The organism is Chishuiella changwenlii (genome assembly GCF_900142565.1).
Lineage (GTDB): Bacteria > Bacteroidota > Bacteroidia > Flavobacteriales > Weeksellaceae > Empedobacter > Empedobacter changwenlii.
This window is the reverse complement of sequence record NZ_FRBH01000006.1, coordinates 1-25,176: the sequence shown is the minus strand read 5'-3', so window position 1 is coordinate 25,176 and position 25,176 is coordinate 1. Positions and strand designations below refer to the sequence as shown.

Sequence of the window (25,176 nt, the reverse complement as noted above, 5' to 3'; positions counted from 1 at the left end):
ACCGATTTATGAAACCAAAAACCAACAAAATAAGCATTATATTGCCTGTCTATAACTCGTACCCGTACTTAAGGCAGTGTATAAGATCTATTTTAAAACAAACATATAAAAATTTTGAATTAATTATAATTAATGATGGATCTACAGATGAAAGCTTAGAAATTTGCCAAGAATATAAAACATTAGACGAAAGAATAATCCTTATCAATCAAATAAATAAAGGTATTTCCTCATCTAGAAATTTAGGATTAAGTAAAGCAACTGGTGAATATATATACTGGATAGATTCTGATGATTGGATTGAAGAAGATACTCTTGAAATTTTATATAATGGTATCAATAAATATTCATCTGATATAGCAGTTTGCGGATATATAGAAGAATTTGAATCCTATAAAAAAGTATTTAGAGATGATCAAAATATAAAAATTTTAAACAAAAACGATTTCTTTGAAAAGATAATATTTGACGAATCCATAAAAAGTTATTTATGGGATAAATTATACAAAAAGGAGATATTTGAAAATCTTCAATTCCCAGAACAAAGATACTTTGAAGATTATTCAATTTTCTATAAAATAGCTTATAAAACAAATCGAATTATTTTAATAAATCAAGCTAAATACCATTACCGACAACACAATGAAAGCATATGCAGGATAGCAAATTCAAAAAAAGAATATGATTTTTACCTTGCAATAAGAGAAAAAATGGACTTCTTATCTACAAATAGTCAGTTAAATGAGTTAGGTGAACGTTATAAAATAAAGGCAATAAAAAAAATATTTAGAACTTTAAAAATAATTCTTATTAATAACGATAACGAAGACTCTATTTATAAAGATCAGATTATTAACTTCCTAAAACCATATCTATCATTTGCAAAACAAAATTTCTCTTATTGGAGCTTTATCAAATTCTATCTTGCTATTTATTATACAGGCTTTTATTCTTGGTTCTTATCAATAACTAAAAATAAAAAAACATATCAAAAAGTATAATTAAATTCCTACAAACGCTTATTATCTATTTAAAGATATTGGTAATACCTTTTCAGCAAATGTTAAGTTATTTTCTACTGTTTTTTGTTGTATCTCATCATTTTATTAAAGAAAAGATAGAATTCATTAAACAAAATGTAATTATAGATAATTGTTATTTTTTAATTACTTGTATTAATTAATCTTTGCCAAATATTCATTATATCTTTTTCTTCTATGAAAATATTATAATTTTCTCTTATATAGCAAGAAGCTAATTTTCCTTTATCTTTAATTTCTAAAGAATTAGCATTATAAATTTCAACAATATTTTCTATTTCTCTTGCAAAGTCTAAAATATTTCCACTCTCTATACTCGATGAAAATTCTTTTTTGAAATATTCTTTTCCTCCATTTCCTGTATAACCTATTACATAACATCCGCAAGCCATAGCTTCTGCAGGAGGCAAACCAAACCCTTCTATATGATTTGTACTTAAATAGATTGCACTTTCTTTTAAAATTTCGGCAACTTCACATTCTGTTTTATTATCAATTGCAACCCAATTCCAATCCTTAAAGATTGCTTTATTTTTTAATAGTAATCTTAGTTGTACTAAATCAGTTGGTAATTTTCTTGGCATAAAAGCAATCTGCTTTTTCTTTTCTTCATTGTAACAAAACTTATCATTGATTCCAAGACTAATTCTAACAATAGATAAATCATCAAATTTATACTCAAGAAACTCTTTAGAATCCTGAGACACAACAATTGTTAATAAAGTTTTCTTATCTTGATAAATCTCGTAATTGGTTTTTCCTTCCTTGTATTCATTAAAAGTATAATAACAATTTTGATTAAAAATAACCTTTTCTTGTTCGAATAAATGTGGAGGAATATGTGTGACTAAAGTTTCTGGAAATACTAGAATACTATCTAATTCTGGCATTTTTTTATTCATTAAAATACCTTTAAAAAAGTACTTTAATTTATAAAAAGGCTTTGTTTTTCTCTGCTTGTCTATTTTATGAAAAATGTTAGGAAAGTATTTTATAGGAACATTATTCTGAAACCAATTGGCTTTAAAACCATTTTTCCTATGAACGACGAATGCATTGACATCATTTTTCCTTAAAATTTCTACTTGCCTATAAATTTGCTTAACACCACCAACTGGTATTTTTTTATCAGGACAAATAAAATAAATCGGTCTTTCTTTACACATCGGTTAAAAATTAATATATTTTTTCCAAAAACGTGCTGGATTGGGTTGATTAAACCTATGACATGCCATTGGTAGTTGATTATTATTCAAATTTAGTGCCTTTTTAGGTTTTCTATCAATACAAAAATTTAAAGCTTCTTTCCAACCAGGAATTTTAAAGTCTTTATATTTTTTTGGAACATAAAGTGACCAAAAAACATCTTCTACATGATATTCTGTTTCTGGTTTAGTCTTTAAAAATAATTCTATCTCTCCTTTTTGCTCTTTTGTTATAAGAATAAATTTTTCTACTTTTCTTAAAGAAAAACCTCCATTTCCAACTTTAAAAAGTATTTCAGTATTTTTTATTGCTTTTCCTTTTAACTTTCTAATTGAACGATTAAACTTTTCGAATGTTAAATTTATAAAGTTACGAGAGCTTCCTATCCACGGAGCTCCTACATAATCATAACCTTTTTGGCACCAAGCAAGTAAATCATTTTTAAAAACATAAACATCTAATTGACAGATTAACATATATTCATATTCTTCGAAACACTTGTAAAATAGTGTATCCAATAGCAATTTATTATAAGCATCTATAGATATAAAACAATCTGAACTAAAATATTTTAAACGCCAATTATTTAGTTGAGAAAAATAATTTTCGTAAGATTTTGTAGTCATTCCATTTGGTGCAACAAAAACAATCTCAAATTCATTAAAATGACGAATGATACTGTCTAAAGATTTTTTTTCAAATTCATCTAAAAAATCTTGATATATCGGGATAACGATTATAACCTGCTTTAAATTAACCATACGACTGTCAGCAATAATTTTCAACAAAAATAAACATATCTTTGACAGATGGATATAAAATATAGATTAAATCTATGATTACTATAAGATTTATAAAAATAAATTAAACCCTACTTCAGTAAGTTTAGAATTCATTACCATTCGCAATAAAATTTCTAGTAAACAAAATTCGAAATAATCAATTTAATTTAAACAAGTTAAACACTTCAAAATTAAAGATATATCAAAAATCTAATTGAGATTTTATTTCTAAGGATTTATAAAATTTGTAATAATTTTCTTCCAAATTTTTCAAATCAAAATTAGATGAGACAAGATTAAAAGCTTTTTCAACTATTTCTTTTCTCAACTCGTCATTGTCTAAAAGTGTCAAAATTTTACTTGATAGAGCATTACTAGCACCTACTTCTGCTAAAAATCCAGTTTCATTATCAATAATTACTTCTGAAATTCCTCCCGCTTTTGTTGATACAATAGGTACTTTAGACGCAAAAGCCTCATAAACAGATAGAGGCAAACCTTCTGTAAGAGATGTAATTAATAAAACATTCAGTTCAGGCAATAATTCATTCACATTATTTCTAAATCCTAAAAAATGAATTTTATTTCCTAAATTTAAACTATCTACGTAATCTTTTAATTCTTTCTCTAATTCTCCTCCACCTATTAGAACAAACTCTACTTTATTTTGTATTTTTTCAAGAACTAATTTCGCAGTATCTACAAACGTATTAATGTCTTTTTGTTTTGATAAAGAACAAATGTTGCCAATAATTAGCGTATCATCTGAAATGTTTAATTCTTTGTGGATAATATTTTTTGATTTATTACCTGTAAATTTACTTACATCAATAGCATCATAAATGACCAAAAGTTTACTTTGATTCATTTTTATATCTAAATAAATTTTCTCTACAGCTTTAGAGACACAAATAATTTTCTCTACATAGGAGTTATCATATTTAAGTTTACTAAAAAAATTGTCTTTAATACGATTATTTCTTTTTCTAGAATAAATAATTTTAACTTGGATCTGAGTAAACATTTTAGCTAAAATTGCTGCTGATAAAGCACTAGAATCATGAATATGTAGAACATCAATATTTTGTTCCTCTACAATCCTTATAATAGGAGAAACCAAGCTTTTAATTTTACTCTTTTTTTTATAAGTAAAATAATCAGCATTATCATGCTTACATTTTTCAGCTAACAAAGAGTTTTCTGGGCATAAAATATATTGCTTGATGTCTTTATACTTGTTTAATAAATTATAAATTGTATACATTTGCGCGTCTCCGCCACGCCATTCTACAATGGAAGTTACGTTTAGAATTTTCACGTTGGGTTAAGGTTTTTGGTTTGGTTTGGTTTATTTACATCAAAAATAAACATATCTTTGACAGTAAATATAAATATAGATTAAATCTATAAATACTATAAGATTTATACAATGTCATCAAAAATCATTCTTAATAATCAATTTCCTACAACAGAAAGTGAAGTTGAATCAATTATAAAAAATTTCGCTTCAATTGATGATTATATCGCGAAAGGAACAAGAAATTCGATAAAAAAAGTGACACTAAAATGTGGAAAAACTGCTACAATAAAGTCGTTTAAAATTCCGAATATTATCAATAAAGTCGTTTATCGTTTTTTTAGAAAATCTAAAGCAGAACGTTCATTTGAGTATGCAAATAGATTAGTAGATTTAGACTTTAAGACGCCTTTTCCTATTGCTTACATCGAAAACAAAACAGCTTTTACATTTCTAGATAGCTATTATTTGTGTGAATTGGTTGAAGCTGACCTAACTTACCGCGAGTTGGTTGAAATCCCAGACTATCCAAATAAAAATGAAATACTTAAACAGTTTACACAATTTACATATAAATTACATGAAGCTGGAATTGAATTTTTGGATCATTCACCAGGAAACACATTAATTAAAAAAATTAATGAGAATGAATATGAATTTTATTTAGTTGATTTAAATAGAATGAATTTCCATGATAATATGGATTTTGATTTGAGAATGAAGAATTTTTCTCGACTTACACCACAAAAAGGTATGGTTGAAATTATGGCAAAAGAATATGCTAACTTAATTAATCAACCAGCACAAAAAGTAATTGATACGATGTGGGATAAAACAGAAGAATTTCAAGAAAAATTCCATGAAAAACAACGTAGAAAAAAGAAATTAAAAGCCTTAATTGGCAAAAAATAATTATAAAATCATTTCACGAAAGGGTACAATTGTAGTGTATCCTTTTTGTTTAAAATACTCTTCGAATCCTTCTCTTTTAGTAACTAAAACAAAATCTCCTCCCCAAGCTCCTAGACTTTTTACGGAACCTTTATAATCAGAAAAATATAAATCTTTTACTTTTGGCTGATGCATAAAGTCTGCTAATTTATCTTGATATTCATCTAAAATACTTTCTAGTTCATTTAACGATTCAACTTTAGTTGCTTGCTCAACTAAATCTGATAAATAATGAATCAAATCCCAATTTTTCTCTTTGTTTTTATAATGATTCCCTACAACAGCTTGTGTATCTTGCTTTTGATTAAGATATACAAAATATAAATCATCAATAAAATTCCAATTCAGATCAATTAATTGAGTAGTTATTGGATTATTTGAAAATAAGATAGGTTGTGAGTGATGCGCACATGCAACATCATAACCACTTGTATTAAATGTTAGTTTATTTAATTCGAAAGGATTAATTTCTACCCATTTTGCGATTAAATCAATTAAAGTAGAACTACTACCCAACCCCCATTCTTGCGGATATTCTAATTTTGTTTCACATTTAAAACTTAAATTAGAATTAAAAAAAGATGGATTTAAACTTTTAGCCTGAACTAAAATTTTCTGTAAAGATTCACTTAATTTCTGATTAGAAGTTTTAATTATAGTTAATGAACTTAACTCAAATTGAGCTTCGAACCAAAGTGAATCATCGTGTTTTTTTGCTTTCCAAGAAATAAGATTTTCTTGGTTAAGATTTTCTTCTACAAAAAGACATTGCCCAAACTTTGTGGGCAATGCAAATGCTTTGGCTCCATCCATTACGATATATTCCCCGATAAGGAATAATTTTCCATTAGAACGGAATTCTTTCATTTCTTTATATACTTGCAGAAGAAGTTGAAGCTTCTCTATTAATTTTCTTTACTAATCCTTGTAATGTATTACCTGGACCTACTTCAATAAACTCTGTTGCACCATCTGCAATCATGTTTTGTACAGATTGTGTCCATTTTACTGGAGCAGTTAATTGAGCAATTAAGTTTTTCTTAATTTCCGCAGGATCTGTAACAGCAGTTGTTGTTACATTTTGATAAACTGGACAAATTGGAGTATTGAAAGTTGTTTCCTCAATCGCTTTTGCCAATTCTTCTTCAGCTGGTTTCATTAATGGAGAGTGAAATGCTCCACCAACAGGTAAAACTAAAGCACGTTTTGCACCTAATTCTTTTAGTTTTTCACATGCTAAATTTACAGCCTCTATTTCTCCAGAAATTACCAATTGTCCTGGACAATTGTAATTTGCTGCAACTACAACACCGTCTATTTCTGCACATGCATTTTCTACAATTTCATCTTCTAATCCTAAAATTGCTGCCATTGTAGATGGTTTTGCTTCACAAGCAGCTTGCATTGCTAATGCACGTTTGTAAACTAATTTTAAACCAGATTCAAAATCTAATGTTTGGTTCGCCACTAAAGCAGAGATTTCTCCTAAAGAATGTCCTGCAACCATTTCTGGTTTAAAATCAGCTAAAGTTTTAGCTAAAATTACAGAATGTAAAAATACTGCTGGTTGTGTAACTTTAGTTTGTTTTAAATCTTCTGCTGAACCTTCGAACATAATTGTTTTGATATCAAAACCTAATATTTCGTTAGCTTTTTCAAATAATTCTTTTGCTATTGTAGAATTTTCGTACAAGTCCTTTCCCATTCCTGTGAATTGAGCGCCTTGTCCTGGAAAAACATATGCTTTCATGGTGTTATTTTTATATCGTTACAAATTTAGTATAAAATCTTAAACTAGCTTATTTAGTGAAACTTTTAGATTTATTATAGATGTTGGTTTAAAAATGTAAATAATTTATCTTTAAACAATTCAAAATCAAACATCGAATAATATTCATCTACTTGCTTTTTTATTTGTTTGTTATTTAATCCATCAAATTTTTCAGGAAAATAATCTTTAAGATGGACACTTGTATGTAGAATTCCATCTTCAAAAGTTGCCCAAACTTTTTTATCTATCCAAGGAGAAAAAATAATAAATGATTTTTTACCAACAGCTTTTGCCATGTTAATTGCTCCTCCATCATTTCCTAAAATTAAATCACATTCATTGGCGATTGCAATAAAAGAACGAAGATCACTCCCCAATAAATCAAAATAAAGATTTTTCTTCGCTTTTTCTGATAATTGATTATAAACTTGCTGTGCTTGTGCCGCCTGCTTTGGAAAATAATTAAATAAAATATTGACATTATAATTACTTCCTACAAAATCTACCATCTCTGCCATCTTCTTCAATGGATAAGTTTTAGACATATCTGAGCCTAATAAACTTATCATTACCGTTTTTCTTGAAGAGTCTACATTATGATGTTTAAATAATTCTTTTGCAGCAGAAATTTCTTCTTCTTTAAGATACAACTTTGGCTCAGTAGCTAAAGGCTTCTTAATTCCAATAGGGCTTAATAATGCTAGTCTATGTTCTATTGCTAAACCTAAATAAGAATGTGGTTCTGTATGCTTTTCTACATTATCAGTATATAAAAAAGTTCTTCCCACTTTTTTATACGATATTTTTTGAGGTGCATTATTGATGTAAACATCCACCCAACTTTGTATTTTAGAGTAAGCGTCTATAACAATATCATATTTATTTTGATTAACTTTTTTAGAAAACTGAATTAATTTTAATAATCCTTTATTCTCTTTTTCATCAAAAATAATTTTATGGTCGATGTACGGATTGTTCTCCAAAACTGGTAAAGTATTCGTATTAATAAGATAATCAACTGTTGATGTTGGAAAAGCTTTTTTGATATTTTCGCACAATAATGATGTTATTAATACATCACCTATCATCTTATGCTGGATAATCAAAATTTTCATATAAATCTGCTATGTTAGATAGCAAAATTACTAAATAAATGATTGGTAGAAGACAATCAAAAAAAATAAATCATAACAGAACTAATTCTGTTATGATTTAATATTATTTTCAAGTATTATATAATTAAGGTTACCTTTTTAAAATAATACTTTATAAAATTTAGTTTTATTATACAGCTACATTATGTTCGCGTAAAGCATCATTTAATGAAGTCTTTTTATCTGTACTTTCTTTACGTGTACCAATAATTAAGGCACAAGGAACTTGAAATTCTCCTGCAGCAAATTTCTTCGTGTAAGAACCAGGGATAACAACTGAACGATCTGGAACATAACCTTTAATTTCTACAGGCTCGTCTCCAGTAACGTCTATAATTTTTGTTGATGCAGTTAATACTACATTCGCACCAAGAACAGCTTCTTTACCAACACGTACTCCTTCTACAACTATACAACGAGAACCAATAAATGCATTATCTTCAATAATAACTGGTGCAGCTTGTAAAGGCTCTAAAACTCCTCCAATACCAACACCTCCAGATAAATGTACATGTTTACCAATTTGCGCACAAGAACCAACTGTAGCCCAAGTATCAACCATTGTTCCTTCGTCAACATAGGCACCAATATTTACATAAGATGGCATTAAAATAACTCCTGAAGAAATGTAAGCACCGTAACGAGCAACAGCGTTAGGAACAACACGAATACCTTTTTCAGCATAATTACGTTTTAATTCCATTTTATCATGGTATTCAAAAATTCCAGCTTCTAAAGTTTCCATTTTTTGAATAGGGAAATACATTACAACTGCTTTCTTTACCCATTCGTTTACTTGCCAACCGTCTGCAACTGGTTCTGCACAACGTAATTGTCCATTATCAATTAATTCTATTACCTCACGAATTGCTTTTTGAGTAGCCTCTTCTTGTAACAAATCTCTATTGTCCCAAGCTTTTTCTATAAGTTGTCTTAAGTTCTCCATTTTTAATAAATATTGTCACAAATATAAAAATTAAATATGAAGCCTTTCCATAGAGATTGTTTATTATTGTATCGTTTTTATAAATTTGCAAAATGTCGAGAATATTAGCATTAGATTACGGAGGAAAAAGAACAGGAATTGCAGTTACGGATGAATTGCAAATTATTGCTTCCCCTTTGGATACAATTGAAACTTCTAAATTATTAGAATTTTTAAAACAATACATCGCAAAAGAAAACGTTTCTGATCTGGTTGTTGGTTTATCTGTAAGATTTTCGGGAGAATTAAATGACATTGAAAATCAAATTCAACCCTTTCTTCAAAAGTTTTCTGTAGAGTTCCCTACAATTAAAGTACATAGAGAAAACGAAATGTTTACATCTAAAATGGCATCACGTGCTATGTTTGAGGGTGGAATGAAAAAAAAGAAACGTCAAGAAAAAGGAATGGTAGATAAAGTAAGTGCTGTAATAATTTTGCAATCATTTTTGTCGCATAAATTGTAACAAATTGTATCTTTGCCGTTAAATTAAATAAAAAGACCAAAAAATGGTACTACCAGTTGTAGCTTACGGAGATCCTGTCTTACGTAAAGTTTCACAAGAAATAGATCAAGATTACAAAAATTTAAACGAGTTAATCGAAAATATGTACGATACAATGTACGACTCTAATGGTGTTGGTATTGCAGCTCCACAAATAGGGAAAGATATTCGTTTATTTATTGTAGACTGTTCTCCTTTTGAAGAAGACGAAGATTATGAAGATATTAAAGATGAGTTAAAAGACTTTAAACGTGTTTTCATCAATCCTAAGAAAGTAGATCATTCTGAAGGTGACGAATGGGCATTTACAGAAGGTTGTTTAAGTATTCCTCATATTCATGAAGAAGTTACAAGACCAGAATCTGTAACATTAGAATATTTTGATGAAAATTGGGTAAAACATACCGAAACTTTTTCCGATATTCGTGCTCGCGTTATTCAACACGAATATGATCATTTGGAAGGAAAGCTTTTTATTGATTATATTTCGAACTTTAAAAAGAAGTTAATAAGTAATAAATTAAAAAATATAACAAAAGGGAAAGTAACGACAAGTTACAAAATGAAATTCCCTTCATAGACCCTTAAACATAATAAAATATGGATTTATCAAGAGTTATCGCTATTTCAGGAAAACCAGGATTATACCGTTTAATCTCTCAAACAAGAGCTGGTTTTGTTGTTGAAGATTTAGAAAAAGGTAAAAAAATCTCAATCGCTTCTAACTACAATGTTAGTTTATTAGATAATGTTGCTATTTATGGTATTTCACAAGAATTTCCTTTAGCTGAAGTTTTCTTTAGAATTTACAAAAAAGAAAATGGTGGAGAAACAATCGACCACAAATCTGGCGGTGCAGAATTGCGTAAATACATGGAAGAAATTTTACCAGAATATGACGATTCTAGAGTTTATGATTCTGATCTTAAAAAATTATTCCAATGGTATAATATCTTACACAAAAATGGTTTATTAAACATTGACTTAGCTGCTGTAGAAGCTGCTATTGCTGCACAAGAAGCACAAGACGCTGAGGTTGCACAACAAGTTGAAGAAACTAAAGAAGAAGTTGTTGCTGAAGAGAAACCAAAAAAGAAAGCTCCAGCAAAAAAAGCTGCTGAAAAAACTGCTGAAGAAAAACCAGCAAAGAAGGCTGCTGCAAAAAAAACAACTAAAAAAGAAAAAGACGCTGAATAAATTTTAGAAGATGAGCACACGTAAAAATCAATTACAAGCTTTCGAAAGATTGTTAGATATTATGGATGAATTACGTGAAAAATGTCCTTGGGATCGTAAACAAACAATGGAATCGTTACGCACGTTATCCATAGAAGAAATTTACGAACTTTCGGATGCCATCATCGAAAAAGATTCAGATGAAATAAAAAAAGAACTAGGTGATGTATTTCTTCACCTAGTTTTTTATTCTAAAATAGCTGCAGAACAAAATCAATTTGATGTTGCAGATGTTTTAAATAGTATTTGTGATAAATTAATTCATCGCCATCCACATATATACGGTGATGTAAATGCAGATACAGAGGAAAAAGTTCTTCAAAATTGGGAACAAATAAAATTGAAAGAGGGAAATAAATCTGTTCTTTCTGGTGTTCCTACTTCATTACCTGCAATGGTAAAAGCATACAGAATCCAAGATAAAGTAAAAGGCGTTGGCTTTGAGTTTGAAAATTCTGAGCAAGTTTTTGATAAAATCCAAGAAGAGATAATCGAATTTAAACAAGAAGAAAATTCTATTGAAAAAGAAATGGAATTTGGGGATATTTTATTTTCATTAATCAATTATGGTCGTTTTATAGGAATCAATTCTGAAGATGCTTTAGAGCGTTCTAATAAAAAATTTATCAGTAGATTTCAGAAATTAGAAGAAATTGCAAAAGAAAATAATCAAAACATAGCTGACTTAACGCTTTCTGAGCTAGAAATCCTATGGAATACAGCGAAAATTCGCTAGTGTAATAAAAACACTATAAGTTGCTTTGAAAAATACAAAACTTCTATTTTAAAGCACTTTATACACATTATAAGAAACGCTTATCAACACCAATAAAACAAAGTATTACACTTTATTGCTAAGAGTGAGAAAACCGACATATATTTGTAATGGTTATAGCGAGCAGTAGCTTGTAATAATGGAAGGAAGTTTGTTTACTTTGTAAACAGTTTTCTCATTTTTTTGTGGTTTTGATGAAAAGGTGACTAATTGTCGCCTTTTTATTTTTCTTCTTAAAATCATATACCTCCTAATTTAACAACACTCAATTTTTACTTTTTAGTATTTTTTTTAATAAATTTGTAAAATGCAGTTTCAATTAAACTCGGAATTTAGTCCTACTGGTGATCAACCAAAAGCAATAGAAGAATTATCGAAAGGTATTCTTCAAAACGATCGTTATCAAACACTTCTAGGTGTAACTGGTTCTGGTAAAACATTTACAATAGCAAATGTTGTGCAAGACATACAACGTCCCACGTTGGTTTTAGCACATAATAAAACATTGGCAGCACAATTGTATATGGAGTTCAAAGAGTTTTTCCCAAACAATGCTGTTGAATATTTTGTCTCATATTACGATTATTATCAACCAGAGGCATACATTCCTTCTTCGGGAACATATATCGAGAAAGATTTATCTATTAACGAAGAAATTGAGAAACTTCGTTTAAGTACAACCTCTTCCCTACTTTCAGGACGAAGAGATATATTAGTTGTAGCATCTGTTTCTTGTTTATATGGTATCGGAAATCCAAACGAGTTTCATAAAAATGTTATTCAGATTGAGATAGGACAAATTATTTCTAGAACTGCTTTTTTACATAAATTAGTTCAAGCTTTATATTCTAGAACAGAAGGTGCTTTTCAACGAGGTAACTTTAGAATAAAAGGTGATACGTTAGATATTTTTCCTGCATATGCAGATGATGGAATTCGAGTAAACTTTTTTGGAGATGAAATAGAAGAAATCTCTGTTTTTAATGTTGAAACGGGAAAAACAACTTCTAAACTAGATAAAATTAATCTATATCCTGCTAATCTTTTTGTTACGTCAAAAGACACTTTAAATGGTGCAATCGAAAGCATTCAGCTCGATTTAGGTAAACAAGTAGATTATTTTAGAGAAATAGGAAAAGGATTAGAAGCAAAACGCTTACAAGAAAGAACCGAATTCGATTTAGAAATGATAAAAGAATTGGGTTATTGTTCTGGAATAGAAAACTATTCTCGCTATTTAGATGGTAGAGAACCAGGTACTCGCCCTTTCTGTTTATTAGATTATTTCCCAGAAGATTATTTAATGGTTATTGACGAATCTCACGTAACTGTTTCTCAAGTACATGCTATGTATGGTGGAGATAGATCTCGTAAAGAGAATTTGGTTGAATTCGGATTTAGACTTCCTGCTGCAATGGACAATCGCCCATTAAAGTTCGAAGAATTTGAAGCTTTACAAAACCAAGTAATTTATGTTTCTGCTACGCCTGCTAATTACGAATTAGAAAAATCTGAAGGTGTTGTTGTAGAACAAGTTATTCGCCCAACTGGTTTATTAGATCCAATAATTGAAATTCGTCCAACACAAAATCAGGTTGATGACTTGATGGAGGAAATTAATAAACGCGTCGAATTAGATGAACGTGTTTTAGTTACCACTCTTACAAAACGAATGGCAGAAGAATTAACGAAATATTTAACCAAATATGGTGTTCGCTGTCGTTATATACATTCTGATGTTGATACATTAGAGCGTGTTCAAATTATGGCAGATTTACGTTCTGGCCTATTTGATGTTTTAGTTGGTGTTAACTTATTAAGAGAAGGTTTAGATTTACCTGAGGTTTCTCTTGTTGCTATTTTAGATGCAGATAAAGAAGGATTCTTACGTAGCCATCGTTCACTTACGCAAACAGTTGGTCGTGCTGCAAGAAATATAAATGGTTTAGCAATTATGTATGCTGATAGAATTACAGATAGTATGCAGTTAACAATTGATGAAACCAATCGCCGTAGAGAAATTCAAATGAAATATAACGTAGAACATAACAAAGTTCCACAAGCACTTAACAAGAAAATTACAAAATTAAGTTTAGCTGCTGCTGAATTTGAAGAAAATCCATACGAACAAAAACATATCTTACAAGAAGCTGCCGAAATAAACGAAAATTATTCAACAGAAGATAAAGAAAAGATGATAGAAAAATTGCAAAAGGAGATGGAAAAAGCTGCAAAAAACCTCGATTTTTTGAAAGCCGCAGAATTAAGAGATCAAATCCAAATTTTATCGCAAGTAAAGTAAAATCATCAATCTTTTTATAATGAAGTTTTCAGTTTTTATATTTTCTATCGTTCTTTTATTTTCGTGTAATTCTCATATTTTCAAATCTTCATCTAACAGTGAATTTGCTGATACGAATGAAACTAAAATTATTAGATGCAAGGAATTAAAAATTTTTACTCGGTATCAAACACCAGTAAATTATAATCGAAATAAAGATTTATCATCATTTGCAAAATGGTTAAATGATATTTCGTTGAAGAATAGTAAAATTCCTGTTTATACATTTGATGAAATAAGAAAACCTAATCCTAATATTTATGTTGGTGTTTTAGATTTGGATCAACCTAAAAAGAATGTTCAGTTTAATGCAAATGCTATTATTAGACTTCGATTAGAATATTTTTATCAAAATAAAAAATACAATGAAATGGATAAAATGGCTAATATTGAAACGAAGCCTACTCCATACACAAAATTTGCAAAGGGAGATTTATCTAAAGCAACTTTCGACAGCTATTTAATTTATTATTTAGAAAATACAACTTCAAATACAATAAAACAACTCTTAAAACCAATCCAATTTGAAAATATAGAAATTGGAGATGTTTTCTTTCAGACAGGAAATATAAGAAATCATGCGGTTATTATAATCGACATGGCAAAAGACGCAAATGGAAATAAAATTTTCATTCTTGCACAAGGATATTATCCAAGTCAAGATATTCAGATTTTAGTTAATCCTAGTAATGATAATATTTCTCCTTGGTACGAAGCTAAAACTGGTATTCTTTTTACACCTGAATGGAGATTTTCTACTTCGGATGTAATGCGTTTTAAATAAAAAAATCCTTTCTTAATCTCTTCATTTTTACTAAATTTGTTGATTACAGCTAAAAGAGCTTTAATAAAATAATAGTCAGAGTAAAATATCATTACATGCAAAGAGTATATTTAGATAACGCAGCAACAACAGCAATTCGTCCAGAAGTAGTTGACGAAATGGCAAATGTTATGAAAAATGTTTTTGGAAACCCATCTTCTACACACGTTTTTGGTAGAGAAGCCAAGGCACTTATAGAGTTATCGAGGAAGAATATTGCTCAACGATTAAATGTTTCTCCTGCAGAAATTTACTTTACTTCTTGCGGAACAGAGTCCAATAATACAATTATTCGTTCTTGTGTAAATGATTTAGATGTAACGCGAATTATAACAACAGATTTAGAGCATAAATGTGTTATAGAAAGTATTAAAGATATCGAATACAGAGGTAAAGCCGAAGTAATTCGTTTAAATATCTTAAAAAATGGAAATATAGATTATCAACAATTAGAAGAATTGTTAAAAGATCAATCTAAAAAAACATTAGTTTCTTTAATGCACGCCAATAATGAGATTGGAAATTTAACGGACGTTAAATATATCTCTAAATTATGTCAAGAAAATAATACATTATTCCATACTGATACAGTACAAACTGTTGGTCATTATGATTTAGATTTTCAAGATTTAGGAGTTGATTTTGCGTCATGTTCTGCACACAAAATTCATGGTCCTAAAGGAGCTGGTTTTCTTTATGCAAAAAAAGCTTCACATCTTAAAGCATTAATTTCTGGTGGTGGACAAGAAAGAGGTTTACGTTCTGGTACTGAAAATGTATATGGAATTGTAGGTCTTTCTAAAGCATTTGATCTTGCTCTTGACGAATTAGATGAGCATGTACAACACATTAAAGAAATTAAACAATATACTATTCAACAATTACAAGAAGCAATTCCTGGAGTTGGTTTTAATGGATTATCTGCAGATTTAGACAAAAGTTTATATGCTTTATTAAGTATAAAATTACCTTTTCATGATGCATTAATCGGTTTTGAATTAGAGTTAGCTGGTATTGCAATTTCTCAAGGAAGTGCTTGCAGTTCTGGTGCCGCAAAAGTTTCTACTGTAATGTCAACAATTTATAACGAAGATGAAATTAGTCAAATGACACCTTTACGTGTTTCATTTTCTTATGAAACAAGCAAAGAGGATATTGATACTTTAATCAATACGTTGAAAAAAATTGCCGCTAAACATCAATTACAAAATGCATAATGCCAGAATTTAATCAACTTGATGTTCTTATTTTAATTGCATTAGTTTTTGGATTTGTTAATGGTTTTTTTAAAGGTTTTATTTCTCAATTAATTGGTGTTGTAGGATTTTTTATTGCTATTTGGTTAAGTTTTAAATTTTATCAAATGGTAGAAGTTTTTGTAAATGATTACAATATCGTAGCCGACGGATTAACATCTTTAGTTGCATTAGTCTTAACATTTGGAATCGCTTTTTTTACCATAAAAATAATTTCTAGTCTAACCCAAAAATTGGTAGAGGCAATTGGTCTAGGATTGGTTAATAGACTTGGTGGAGCTGCTTTAGGTTTAGTTTTATACCTTATGTTATGTTCGAGTGTCTTATATTACGTTAATCCTATTTTAGAATTAGGCTTTAAAGAAACCAAAGACAAAAGTAAGATTTTACCTCTCTTAACAGAAAGTGCCGAGTTTATAAAGAATTCAATCTTTGAAACAAATAATAATTTAAGAAAAGATTCACAAGAATCTATTTAATATAAAGAAAAGGATTCGCAAATTTGTGAATCCTTTTTTATTTATATTTTTTCATATAAACGACATGTTTTGTCGTAAAAAGTAATTTCTTTGTTTAAAATTTTCAACCATGGATAGTTCAATTATTCTTACAGCCATATTATTTTTTATTATAGGAGCTGTTATTAGTTTTTTATATTCCAAGTCAAAAGCTAATTCAGCTATTATAGGGAATGAAATTAAATATCAAGAGCTTCTAAAACAACAAGAGAATTTAAAAAATGAGTTTTTAGAAGTAAAAGATGATGCTAATTTTAATCTTGATCAATGGCAAAAAGAACGAGAAAAAAATACTGAATTATCTGTTCGCTATCAAGAAACTTTAAAAACCATAGATGAGCAGAAATTGTTTATACAAGAAACGAATGAAAGATTAAAAGAACAATTTGAATCTTTATCTGCTCAAGTTTTAAAAAATAATAATGAACAGTTTTTAGATTTAGCAAAAACAACATTAGATAAACATTTTTCAGATTCTAAAAATGATTTAGAAAAACGTCAACAAGCAATAGATTCATTAATAAAACCATTAAATGAAAGTTTAAATAAATTTGATGGAAAAATATCTGAAATAGAAAAAGCACGAGAAGGCGCATATTCTGAAATAAAATTCTTTTTAGATGCCATGAGAGGAACAACAGACAAGTTGCAAAAAGAAACCAATACATTGGTTTCTGCTCTTAAAACATCGCATACGAGAGGAAAATATGGAGAAATTGGTTTACGTAGAGTTGTTGAATTTGCAGGAATGTCAAGTTTTTGTGATTTCGAAGAACAAACATCTGTACAATCAGAAAATGGTCTGCTACGTCCAGATTTAATTGTAAATCTACCTGGTAACAGAAAAGTCATAGTTGATTCTAAAGTTCCTCTAAATCAATATATGGCGGCTTTTGAAACGGAAGATGAAGACGCACGTAAAAGACATTTACAATTGCATGCAAAAGCAGTAAGGGAACATTTAAGAAATTTGAGCTCTAAAGCTTATTGGAATCAGTACAAAGATGCTCCAGATTATGTAGTTATGTATTTACAAATAGAAAGTTCTTTTGGTGCTGCACTAGAATTGGAACGAACATTGATTGAAGATGCATTGAACAATCGTATTATTATTGCAACACCTACAACGTTAATTACAATGTTAAGAACAATTGCATTTAGCTGGCAACAATTAAATGTTGCAGAAAATATTTATCAAATGCGAGATGCAGGGATAGAATTATACAATCGTGTAAATGTATTAATTCAGCATTTTTCATCTGTCGGACATAATTTAAATCAAGCTACACAGAGCTATAATAAAGCAATTGGCTCTTTGGAAAATCGTTTTATTCCACAGGTAAAAAAGTTAAAAGAAATAGGTGGGTCATTAATGGAAAAAGAAATTTCAGAAACCAAGCCAATAGATACTATGATTCGTTCAATAAATAATCAAGATATTCAATAATCCTTATATATTTGTATTACTATTTAAACATAATGAAAACACATCTATTTACCTTGATTTTACTTTGCTCTCCAGCAATTTTTGCTCAAGTAAATGTCGAAGAAAAATCGGTTCAGGTAAAACCAAATTTAGAATTAAATAAAGTTTATAATTATTCATTTACAGATCAAAATTTTTCGATTTCTGTAAACGATACAATATCCAAAGTAGTCAACAATTCATTAAAATCTTTAGAATTGATTGACAAGAATGATTTTGCCAATAAATTTGAGTTTGTAAACGGTAAAAACAGCTCTAATGACCCTGATGCTTTTTATAGGGATTTCATCAATAATTCTGAAGGAATAAAATATCAGTTTACAACAAATCCAGCAGGAGAATTTTTAGAGTTATTAAATGTTTCAGACATTGAAAATAATTTATTAAAAGTAACGGAGAGATTAGGTAAACAGAAAAAAAAGTCAGAAGATTACAAAGCTAATATTACGCACATAGAGGAAATGGTAAAATCTAAAACTTATGTTCCATATATTTTTGAACAAGAGTTGCATGTTTTTAACTTCTTCAACGGTCAATATTTTAGATTAGGTGAATACTATGAAGGAAAATCTATGCAAGAAAACATTTTTGGTTTTCCTATTTCATCAACAACAAATACTTATTTAAAAGAAATAAATTTAGCAGATGGTTCTTATACAATTGTATCTGATCAGAATTTAAGTAAAGATGATTTTGAGAAATTGTGGGAGGAAATGGCTTACTATATGTTGCATGATGCAAAACTTAACTTAACACAAGAACAGGTTAAGAAAGAGATTAAAAAATATTCTGAAACTGTTGAACTTAAGGTAAAATACGAGAATACTTACGACTTAAATTCTATCCTGTTAAAAGCAGATTATTTATTTAGTTTAAATATTGGCTCTAAAAAAACTGTTAATAAATTAACTATCAAAAGATTGGATGATTAAATTTTACTTTTGTATCAATAATTAAGATTATTTGCATTACTTTTGACTTCCTTTATGATTATTTATAAATGAAATTTCAACTAACATATTATCTATTTTTTATAGTTTTCGCAACAAAATTAGCCGCACAAAATCCTGTTAAAGACAGTATACCTGCACCTATAAAAGATAGTATTACTCCTATTGTACAAGCAGATTCTATTTTTGTAAAAGAAGATACTATTCAGACTGTTTTTCCTAAAACATATTGGAATATTAACGACAAAAAAAGATATAATGTTACCAACAACGAAGTAAAATTAGTTGATGACACAATTGCAAGTCAAGAGCAATACAGTTATAATGTTATTGTAGAAGTACAAAATGTTTATCAAAACGAAACAGTTATTAAATGGAGTTTTAGAAATGTACAATTCAATTCGAAATCATTTTTAAGTAATCCATTTACATTGGTTAACAATGTTTCTATTTCATTTAAAATAGATCAGGATGGAAGATTCTTAGGTTATACAGATTTAGATCAGACCTTAAAAGAAATCGTACTTTCTTCAGAAGATTTAGAAAATAAATATTTAGATAATCCTGCTGCTTTAGCTTTAATAAAAAAGAATATTCAGCATTATTCTACTGAAGAAAATGTAACAAAACTGTTTGAAAAAGATATTCGTCAATTTCATCAATTTTATGGGAAAAGTAAATTTACTTTAGGAAGTGAACCTTATGTTTACGAATCTTATATGGATAATTTATTTAGTACATCTCCTACTCCTGCAAAAACAGCAATTAAATTGAATGAGATAAGTGCTTCGCAAACAAACTACATTATGTCTAGTATGCAAGAAGCTAATCAAGAATGGTTATCTAATTCTTGGTATACTTATTTAAAAGAACTTGCTGTTAAGCTTAAAACAGAAGAACCTTCTGAAGCTCGTTTAAAGGACGAAATCAAATATTATGTAAAAACGACTTCTCGTATTAAAGATAATGGATGGATTTCTTATAGTATTGAAACAAAGAAAGTAAAATTCCAAGATACTGATTATACATTAGAACGTCGTTTCGAATTAGTTGATTAACATCAGCTTCTTACATTTCAAGGTTAATTATTCACATCAAAACTTCGTGATTCAGGATTATTTTTCATAGTTTTGCAATCATTTTATATAAATTATATTCACTATGCAATTGTCTGAACAAGAAATTATTCGTAGAGAAAAACTACAACAATTAAGAGACTTAGGCGTTGAGCCTTACCCTGCCGAAGAATTCGTGGTAACTTCTAATTCTAAAGAAATAAAGGATAAATACGAAGACGGAAAGGTTGTCAAGCTTGCTGGACGATTGATGAGTGTTCGTGTAATGGGAAAAGCTTCTTTCGCAGAATTACAAGATAGCGAAGGTCGTATCCAAATCTACATTTCAAGAGATGATATTTCTTCTACAGAAGAAGGAATTGAATACAATACTATTTTTAAGAAATTAATGGATATTGGTGACTTTATAGGAATTGAAGGTTATCAATTTAAAACTAAAGTTGGTGAAATTTCTGTTCATGTTACTAACTTAAAAATGTTATCAAAAACATTACGTCCTTTACCAGTTGTTAAAACTGATGAAGAAGGAAACGTTTTTGATGCGTTTACAGATCCAGAATTACGTTACCGTATGCGTTATGTAGATTTAGTTGTAAATCCACATGTAAAAGAAATTTTCTTAAAACGTACACGTTTATTTACTGCAATGCGTAATTTCTTTAACGACCGTGGATACATGGAAGTTGAAACTCCAGTTTTACAATCTATTCCTGGAGGAGCTGCTGCACGTCCATTCATTACACATCACAATTCTTTAGATATTCCTTTATACATGCGTATTGCAAACGAGTTATATCTAAAAAGATTAATCGTTGGTGGTTTCGAAGGTGTTTACGAATTCTCTAAAAACTTCCGTAACGAAGGAATGGACCGTACACATAATCCAGAATTTACAGCAATGGAAATCTATGTAGCTTACAAAGATTACAATTGGATGATGGATTTTACAGAGCAATTATTAGAGCATTGTGCTATTTCTGTAAACGGAACTTCTAAAACAACATTCGGAGAACACGAAATTGACTTTAAAGCGCCATACAAACGTGTAACAATGCGTCAATCTATTATAGATTTCACAGGATTTGATATCGAAGGAAAATCTGAAGCAGAATTATTTGAAGCTGCTAAAGGAATGGGTATTGAAGTGAACGAGACAATGGGTGTTGGAAAATTAATCGATGAAATTTTTGGTGAAAAATGTGAAGGAAATTACATTCAACCAACTTTCATTACAGATTATCCAAAAGAAATGTCTCCTTTAACAAAACAACACCGCGATAATCCAAACTTAACAGAGCGTTTCGAATTAATGGTTTGTGGTAAAGAGATTGCTAACTCATATTCAGAGTTAAATGATCCTATAGATCAACGTGAGCGTTTTGAAGAGCAATTAAAATTATCTGCAAAAGGTGACGATGAAGCTGGAGAATTTATAGACGAAGATTTCTTAAGAGCATTAGAATTTGGTATGCCTCCAACAGGTGGTTTAGGAATTGGTATGGATCGTTTAATTATGTTCTTAACAAACAACCCATCTATTCAAGAAGTTTTATTCTTCCCTCAAATGCGTCCAGAAAAAGCAGCACCTGCTTACGAATTAACAGAAGAAGAAACTCAAATTATTGCTATTTTAAAAGCAAATGATAACATTGATTTAAATGAATTAAAATCTCAAGCTGCGCTTAGCGGAAAAAAATGGGATAAATCAATGAAAAACTTATCAAAATATAACTTAACAAAAGTTACTGTAGATGGAGACATCAAAACAGTTTCATTTTTAGGTGAATAATATAACTCCATTTCACAAAAAAGCTCAACTTAATGTTGAGCTTTTTTTATGCAATATATTATAAATTGTAAGATATAATAACGTATCAAAACAACTAATTGACTATTTCCCTAAAGCATTTTGCATTATCTGATGTACATCTGTATTTTTAACAAATGGTTTTAATTGTTCACTTCCTGGACCATACATAGCCAACTCAACATAGTCTGAAGAATGATCCATACTCATCCATCCTACTGAATTATGTTTCTTTTGAATTTCTGAGAATAGTTTATAAGGTAATTTTTTATAATTATAAAGACCATCTTCTTTTTCTAAACCGTTATAAAAACTTAATAGCTCTAAAGCTTCTTTATCAGTTAAACTAAATTGATTCATTTCAAAAACTAGATCTTTAATTTGTTGTAAATTAAAATCACTATGCAATGAATTTAAAAGATATTCATTAGAAAATTTATAATTAGATATACTCTCAAATTTCTTTGTAGCATCTGCATCATAAATAATTCCTGGATTTGCATTACCATGATCTGTTGTAATAATAACAAGTGTATTACCATCTTTTTCAGCAAAATCCATTGCAACCTTAACAGCTTCGTCAAATGCTAACTGGTCATGAATTAATGCAGGAATATCATTGGCATGCGCAGCCCAATCAACCTTTCCTCCTTCTATTTGCAATAAAAACCCTTTATCATGATCCTTCATTTGATCTATTGCAGTTTTAGACATTTCTGCTAAAGTAGGTGTATTTTGAAAAGATTTATCATTTACTTTATCTATAGAATATGGTAAAGCACCAGTATTAAAAATTCCCAATAAAGGTTTATTCTTTTTTATATTTTGTAAGTCTGATTTGTTTTTAGCTATCTGATAATTCTTTTGGCGATAAGTTTCATAGACATCTTTTTTATCTTCTCTTTTTAAAGGATTAAAAAATTCATCTCCTCCACCCATCATCACATCAAAACCAATTTCAGCATACATCTCTGCTATTTCTGGCTCTGCATTTCGACTAGATGAATTGATACAAAAACCTGCTGGAGTAGCGTGCGTAATAGTAACGCTCGTAACACAACCTGTTTTTTTACCTTTTTTCTTCCATTCTTGCCAAATAGGTAAATGTTTTTCTCCATTAGCTCCTATATTTAAAGTTCCATTCTTAACACGAATTCCTCCTCCAAAAGCAGAACTTGCAGCAGAAGAATCTGTCACAATAGAGCTAGCAGAGGCAGTATCCATAAGCGCTCTCGAAACTTTATTTTCTGTATATAAGTTCATCCAATTGGTACTTCTTCCAAGCACATTTTTTGAATAGAGATTAGCCATTGCCAATGTTCCAGAACTCATACCATCACTAATCATAAAGATTATATTTTTGGCTTTACCTTTTGTGCCAGAAATAGATTTTGCATCTGTATTAGCAAAAGTGTCAATTGGATTAAGAGCAAGAAGTCCAGATAATAATGCTGATCTCTTTAAAAATTTACGCCTATTCATTCTTTATAGTTTTTTATAATAATTATTTTTTAAATATTTACAGGAAATGGATCTATAAATTTAAAATTATTTTCGAATAAATAATTCTCATCGTCTCTTAACAAACATTCTTCCAAATTAGAAATCATCTTATCTTTCTCTATGTATTGACCAATAAAAACCAATTCATTCATTCGATCTCCCCAAAATTTGTCCCATTTATTTTCTATATACGCTTGGTTTTCTATAAAAGAATTATACATTAAACGCTCACTCATGGGCATACTACACCACCATACTCCTGCTCTTTCTAAACGAGAAGAACCACCTGCTTGAGAAAAATTTAAAGCCTCTTCTGGTCGAGAAGCTAACCAAAATAAACCTTTAGCTCTTATAACTGTATCTGGATATTCTGTATTTAAATAATTCCATAAACGCTCTGGATGAAAAGGTTTTGGATTTCTAAAAACAAAAGAACTAATTCCATATTCTTCTGTTTCTGGTGTATGATTTTCTGCTTCTAATTCTTTTTGCCAACCAGCTGATAATTGAGCCGTTTCGAAATCAAAAAGACCCGTATTCAATATTTCATTTGGATTAACTTTACTAAATTCAGATTTAATAATCTTAGCATCTGGATTCAACTTATGTAACGTAATTTCTAATAGTCCTATTATTTCATCTGAAACAAGATCTGTTTTATTTAATATAATCACATTTGCAAATTCTATTTGATCTGTTAACAAGTTTACTATCGTTCTATAATCTTCTTCCATATCCGTTAAATCTCTGTCAAGTAAAAGTTCATTACTTGAGAAATCATTAAAGAAATTTAAACAATCCACAACAGTTACCATTGTATCTATATAACTAAATTTAGAAAGATCTATTTCATTTTCTTCATCAATAAATGAAAAAGTTTGAGCAACAGGAATAGGCTCACTAATTCCAGTACTCTCTATCAGTAAATAATCGAATCTATTTTCTTTGGCTAACTTTTCAACTTCTATCATAAGATCTTCCCGAAGTGTACAACAAATACAGCCATTACTCATTTCAACCAATCTCTCTTCTGTTCTAGAAAGTGTATTTTGATTTTCTACCAACCGAGCATCTACATTAATTTCGCTCATATCATTAACGATTACAGCTACTTTTAATCCATCTTTATTATGTAGAATATGATTTAATAAAGTAGTTTTTCCAGCTCCTAAAAAGCCACTAAGTACAGTGACTGGAAGTTTTTTATTTTGCATAAGTATTCTAAAGAATTATAATTTAAATCGATAAATATTACTATTCCTACTCTACTATATATCTAGTATAATATGAAAAATATTTAATGCGATTGAATCGCAAATATATAAAAAACTTTATTAATGCATTATAATCGCATTAATAAATTAAAATCATTTAATTATTAAATTTTCTTTAGCTTGGATATAAGATTTAAGATTATTAGGTATAAGGATTGTTAAGTTGGAAACTCGAAGTTAGAAATTGGAGGTTGGAGGTTAGTTTTAAGAAGTCTAAGCTACATTGTACTCTTTACATTGTACATTATACTTTTTACATTGTACAATAATCTCCTATCTAGTTTCTACTATCTCAAAATCTCTATGAACACAAAAAAGCCTCAAGTTATTCACTTGAGGCTTTTAATTAAAAACTGGCGACGACCTACTCTCCCGTAGTAACAGTACCATCGGCGCAGGCAGGCTTAACTTCTCTGTTCGGAATGGGAAGAGGTGAGCC

At 29.2% G+C, this 25,176-nt stretch carries 23 protein-coding genes and 1 rRNA gene; 14 read left to right on the top strand and 10 right to left on the bottom strand.

The window, feature by feature from the left end:
* Nucleotides 1-8: 8 nt before the first annotated feature.
* Nucleotides 9-1,001: a glycosyltransferase family 2 protein gene (locus BUA86_RS08010; RefSeq protein WP_072931541.1), complete on the top strand. Its 993-nt coding sequence runs from the start codon at nt 9-11 to the stop codon at nt 999-1,001.
* 161 nt (nt 1,002-1,162) lie between these two features.
* Here BUA86_RS08010 and BUA86_RS08005 read toward each other — a convergent pair whose 3' ends face one another.
* From BUA86_RS08005 to BUA86_RS07995, 3 genes are all read right to left on the bottom strand, one after another.
* Nucleotides 1,163-2,206, bottom strand: coding sequence for a glycosyltransferase (locus BUA86_RS08005; RefSeq protein WP_072931540.1), 1,044 nt, complete (start codon nt 2,204-2,206; stop codon nt 1,163-1,165).
* A gap of 3 nt (nt 2,207-2,209) precedes the next feature.
* On the bottom strand, nt 2,210-3,034 hold the full coding sequence (locus BUA86_RS08000; protein ID WP_143147274.1) for a DUF5672 family protein: 825 nt from the start codon (nt 3,032-3,034) through the stop codon (nt 2,210-2,212).
* Between the two features lie 196 nt (nt 3,035-3,230).
* Nucleotides 3,231-4,346, bottom strand: a complete 1,116-nt coding sequence (locus BUA86_RS07995) for a glycosyltransferase (protein ID WP_072931536.1) — start codon at nt 4,344-4,346, stop codon at nt 3,231-3,233.
* Between the two features lie 111 nt (nt 4,347-4,457).
* Between BUA86_RS07995 and BUA86_RS07990 the strand changes: the two genes are divergently transcribed.
* A complete protein-coding gene (locus BUA86_RS07990; RefSeq protein WP_072931534.1) occupies nt 4,458-5,237 on the top strand; it encodes a lipopolysaccharide kinase InaA family protein in 780 nt (259 codons plus the stop codon).
* Here BUA86_RS07990 and BUA86_RS07985 read toward each other — a convergent pair whose 3' ends face one another.
* The 4 genes from BUA86_RS07985 to BUA86_RS07970 all read right to left on the bottom strand — a co-directional run bounded on the left by BUA86_RS07985 (nt 5,238) and on the right by BUA86_RS07970 (nt 9,147).
* Nucleotides 5,238-6,143 carry a GYDIA family GHMP kinase gene (locus BUA86_RS07985; RefSeq protein ID WP_072931533.1) on the bottom strand — a complete coding sequence of 302 codons (906 nt, stop codon included), beginning with the start codon at nt 6,141-6,143 and terminating at the stop codon, nt 5,238-5,240.
* A gap of 4 nt (nt 6,144-6,147) precedes the next feature.
* Nucleotides 6,148-7,026: an ACP S-malonyltransferase gene (gene fabD / locus BUA86_RS07980; protein ID WP_072931531.1), complete on the bottom strand. Its 879-nt coding sequence runs from the start codon at nt 7,024-7,026 to the stop codon at nt 6,148-6,150.
* A gap of 74 nt (nt 7,027-7,100) precedes the next feature.
* A complete protein-coding gene (locus BUA86_RS07975) occupies nt 7,101-8,162 on the bottom strand; it encodes a glycosyltransferase family 9 protein (protein ID WP_072931529.1) in 1,062 nt (353 codons plus the stop codon).
* A 169-nt stretch (nt 8,163-8,331) separates the two neighbouring features.
* Nucleotides 8,332-9,147: a 2,3,4,5-tetrahydropyridine-2,6-dicarboxylate N-succinyltransferase gene (locus BUA86_RS07970; protein WP_072931527.1), complete on the bottom strand. Its 816-nt coding sequence runs from the start codon at nt 9,145-9,147 to the stop codon at nt 8,332-8,334.
* Between the two features lie 92 nt (nt 9,148-9,239).
* Between BUA86_RS07970 and ruvX the strand changes: the two genes are divergently transcribed.
* From ruvX to lysS, 12 genes are all read left to right on the top strand, one after another.
* Entirely contained in the window at nt 9,240-9,653 is a 414-nt protein-coding gene (gene ruvX / locus BUA86_RS07965; protein WP_072931525.1) for a Holliday junction resolvase RuvX, read from the top strand.
* A gap of 43 nt (nt 9,654-9,696) precedes the next feature.
* Nucleotides 9,697-10,272, top strand: coding sequence for a peptide deformylase (gene def, locus BUA86_RS07960; RefSeq protein ID WP_072931524.1), 576 nt, complete (start codon nt 9,697-9,699; stop codon nt 10,270-10,272).
* Nucleotides 10,273-10,292: 20 nt separating this feature from the next.
* Nucleotides 10,293-10,889: a DUF5606 family protein gene (locus tag BUA86_RS07955; RefSeq protein ID WP_072931522.1), complete on the top strand. Its 597-nt coding sequence runs from the start codon at nt 10,293-10,295 to the stop codon at nt 10,887-10,889.
* A 10-nt stretch (nt 10,890-10,899) separates the two neighbouring features.
* A complete protein-coding gene (mazG, locus tag BUA86_RS07950) occupies nt 10,900-11,664 on the top strand; it encodes a nucleoside triphosphate pyrophosphohydrolase (RefSeq protein WP_072931520.1) in 765 nt (254 codons plus the stop codon).
* 346 nt (nt 11,665-12,010) lie between these two features.
* Nucleotides 12,011-14,005 carry an excinuclease ABC subunit UvrB gene (uvrB, locus tag BUA86_RS07945; RefSeq protein ID WP_072931519.1) on the top strand — a complete coding sequence of 665 codons (1,995 nt, stop codon included), beginning with the start codon at nt 12,011-12,013 and terminating at the stop codon, nt 14,003-14,005.
* A 19-nt stretch (nt 14,006-14,024) separates the two neighbouring features.
* Nucleotides 14,025-14,828, top strand: coding sequence for a DUF4846 domain-containing protein (locus tag BUA86_RS07940; RefSeq protein WP_072931517.1), 804 nt, complete (start codon nt 14,025-14,027; stop codon nt 14,826-14,828).
* Nucleotides 14,829-14,923: 95 nt separating this feature from the next.
* Nucleotides 14,924-16,084, top strand: a complete 1,161-nt coding sequence (locus BUA86_RS07935) for a cysteine desulfurase family protein (protein ID WP_072931515.1) — start codon at nt 14,924-14,926, stop codon at nt 16,082-16,084.
* Nucleotides 16,084-16,602 (top strand): CvpA family protein, encoded by a 519-nt coding sequence (locus tag BUA86_RS07930; RefSeq protein WP_072931513.1) that lies wholly within the window; start codon nt 16,084-16,086, stop codon nt 16,600-16,602. The genes BUA86_RS07935 and BUA86_RS07930 overlap by 1 nt, the downstream gene beginning before the upstream one ends.
* Before the next feature lie 109 nt (nt 16,603-16,711).
* Nucleotides 16,712-18,088: a DNA recombination protein RmuC gene (locus BUA86_RS07925; RefSeq protein ID WP_072931511.1), complete on the top strand. Its 1,377-nt coding sequence runs from the start codon at nt 16,712-16,714 to the stop codon at nt 18,086-18,088.
* A 32-nt stretch (nt 18,089-18,120) separates the two neighbouring features.
* Complete coding sequence (locus BUA86_RS07920) at nt 18,121-19,059, top strand: hypothetical protein (RefSeq protein WP_072931509.1); 939 nt, start codon at nt 18,121-18,123, stop codon at nt 19,057-19,059.
* Between the two features lie 68 nt (nt 19,060-19,127).
* Complete coding sequence (locus tag BUA86_RS07915) at nt 19,128-20,135, top strand: hypothetical protein (RefSeq protein ID WP_072931507.1); 1,008 nt, start codon at nt 19,128-19,130, stop codon at nt 20,133-20,135.
* A gap of 103 nt (nt 20,136-20,238) precedes the next feature.
* Complete coding sequence (gene lysS, locus BUA86_RS07910) at nt 20,239-21,942, top strand: lysine--tRNA ligase (protein ID WP_072931505.1); 1,704 nt, start codon at nt 20,239-20,241, stop codon at nt 21,940-21,942.
* A 102-nt stretch (nt 21,943-22,044) separates the two neighbouring features.
* Here lysS and BUA86_RS07905 read toward each other — a convergent pair whose 3' ends face one another.
* The 3 genes from BUA86_RS07905 to rrf all read right to left on the bottom strand — a co-directional run.
* The gene (locus BUA86_RS07905; RefSeq protein WP_072931503.1) at nt 22,045-23,442 is read right to left on the bottom strand and encodes an alkaline phosphatase; all 1,398 of its coding nucleotides are present in this window, start codon (nt 23,440-23,442) and stop codon (nt 22,045-22,047) included.
* Between the two features lie 29 nt (nt 23,443-23,471).
* A complete protein-coding gene (locus tag BUA86_RS07900; protein ID WP_072931500.1) occupies nt 23,472-24,677 on the bottom strand; it encodes a GTP-binding protein in 1,206 nt (401 codons plus the stop codon).
* Between the two features lie 411 nt (nt 24,678-25,088).
* Nucleotides 25,089-25,176: ribosomal RNA gene (rrf, locus tag BUA86_RS07895) — 5S ribosomal RNA — on the bottom strand; the annotation flags it as partial.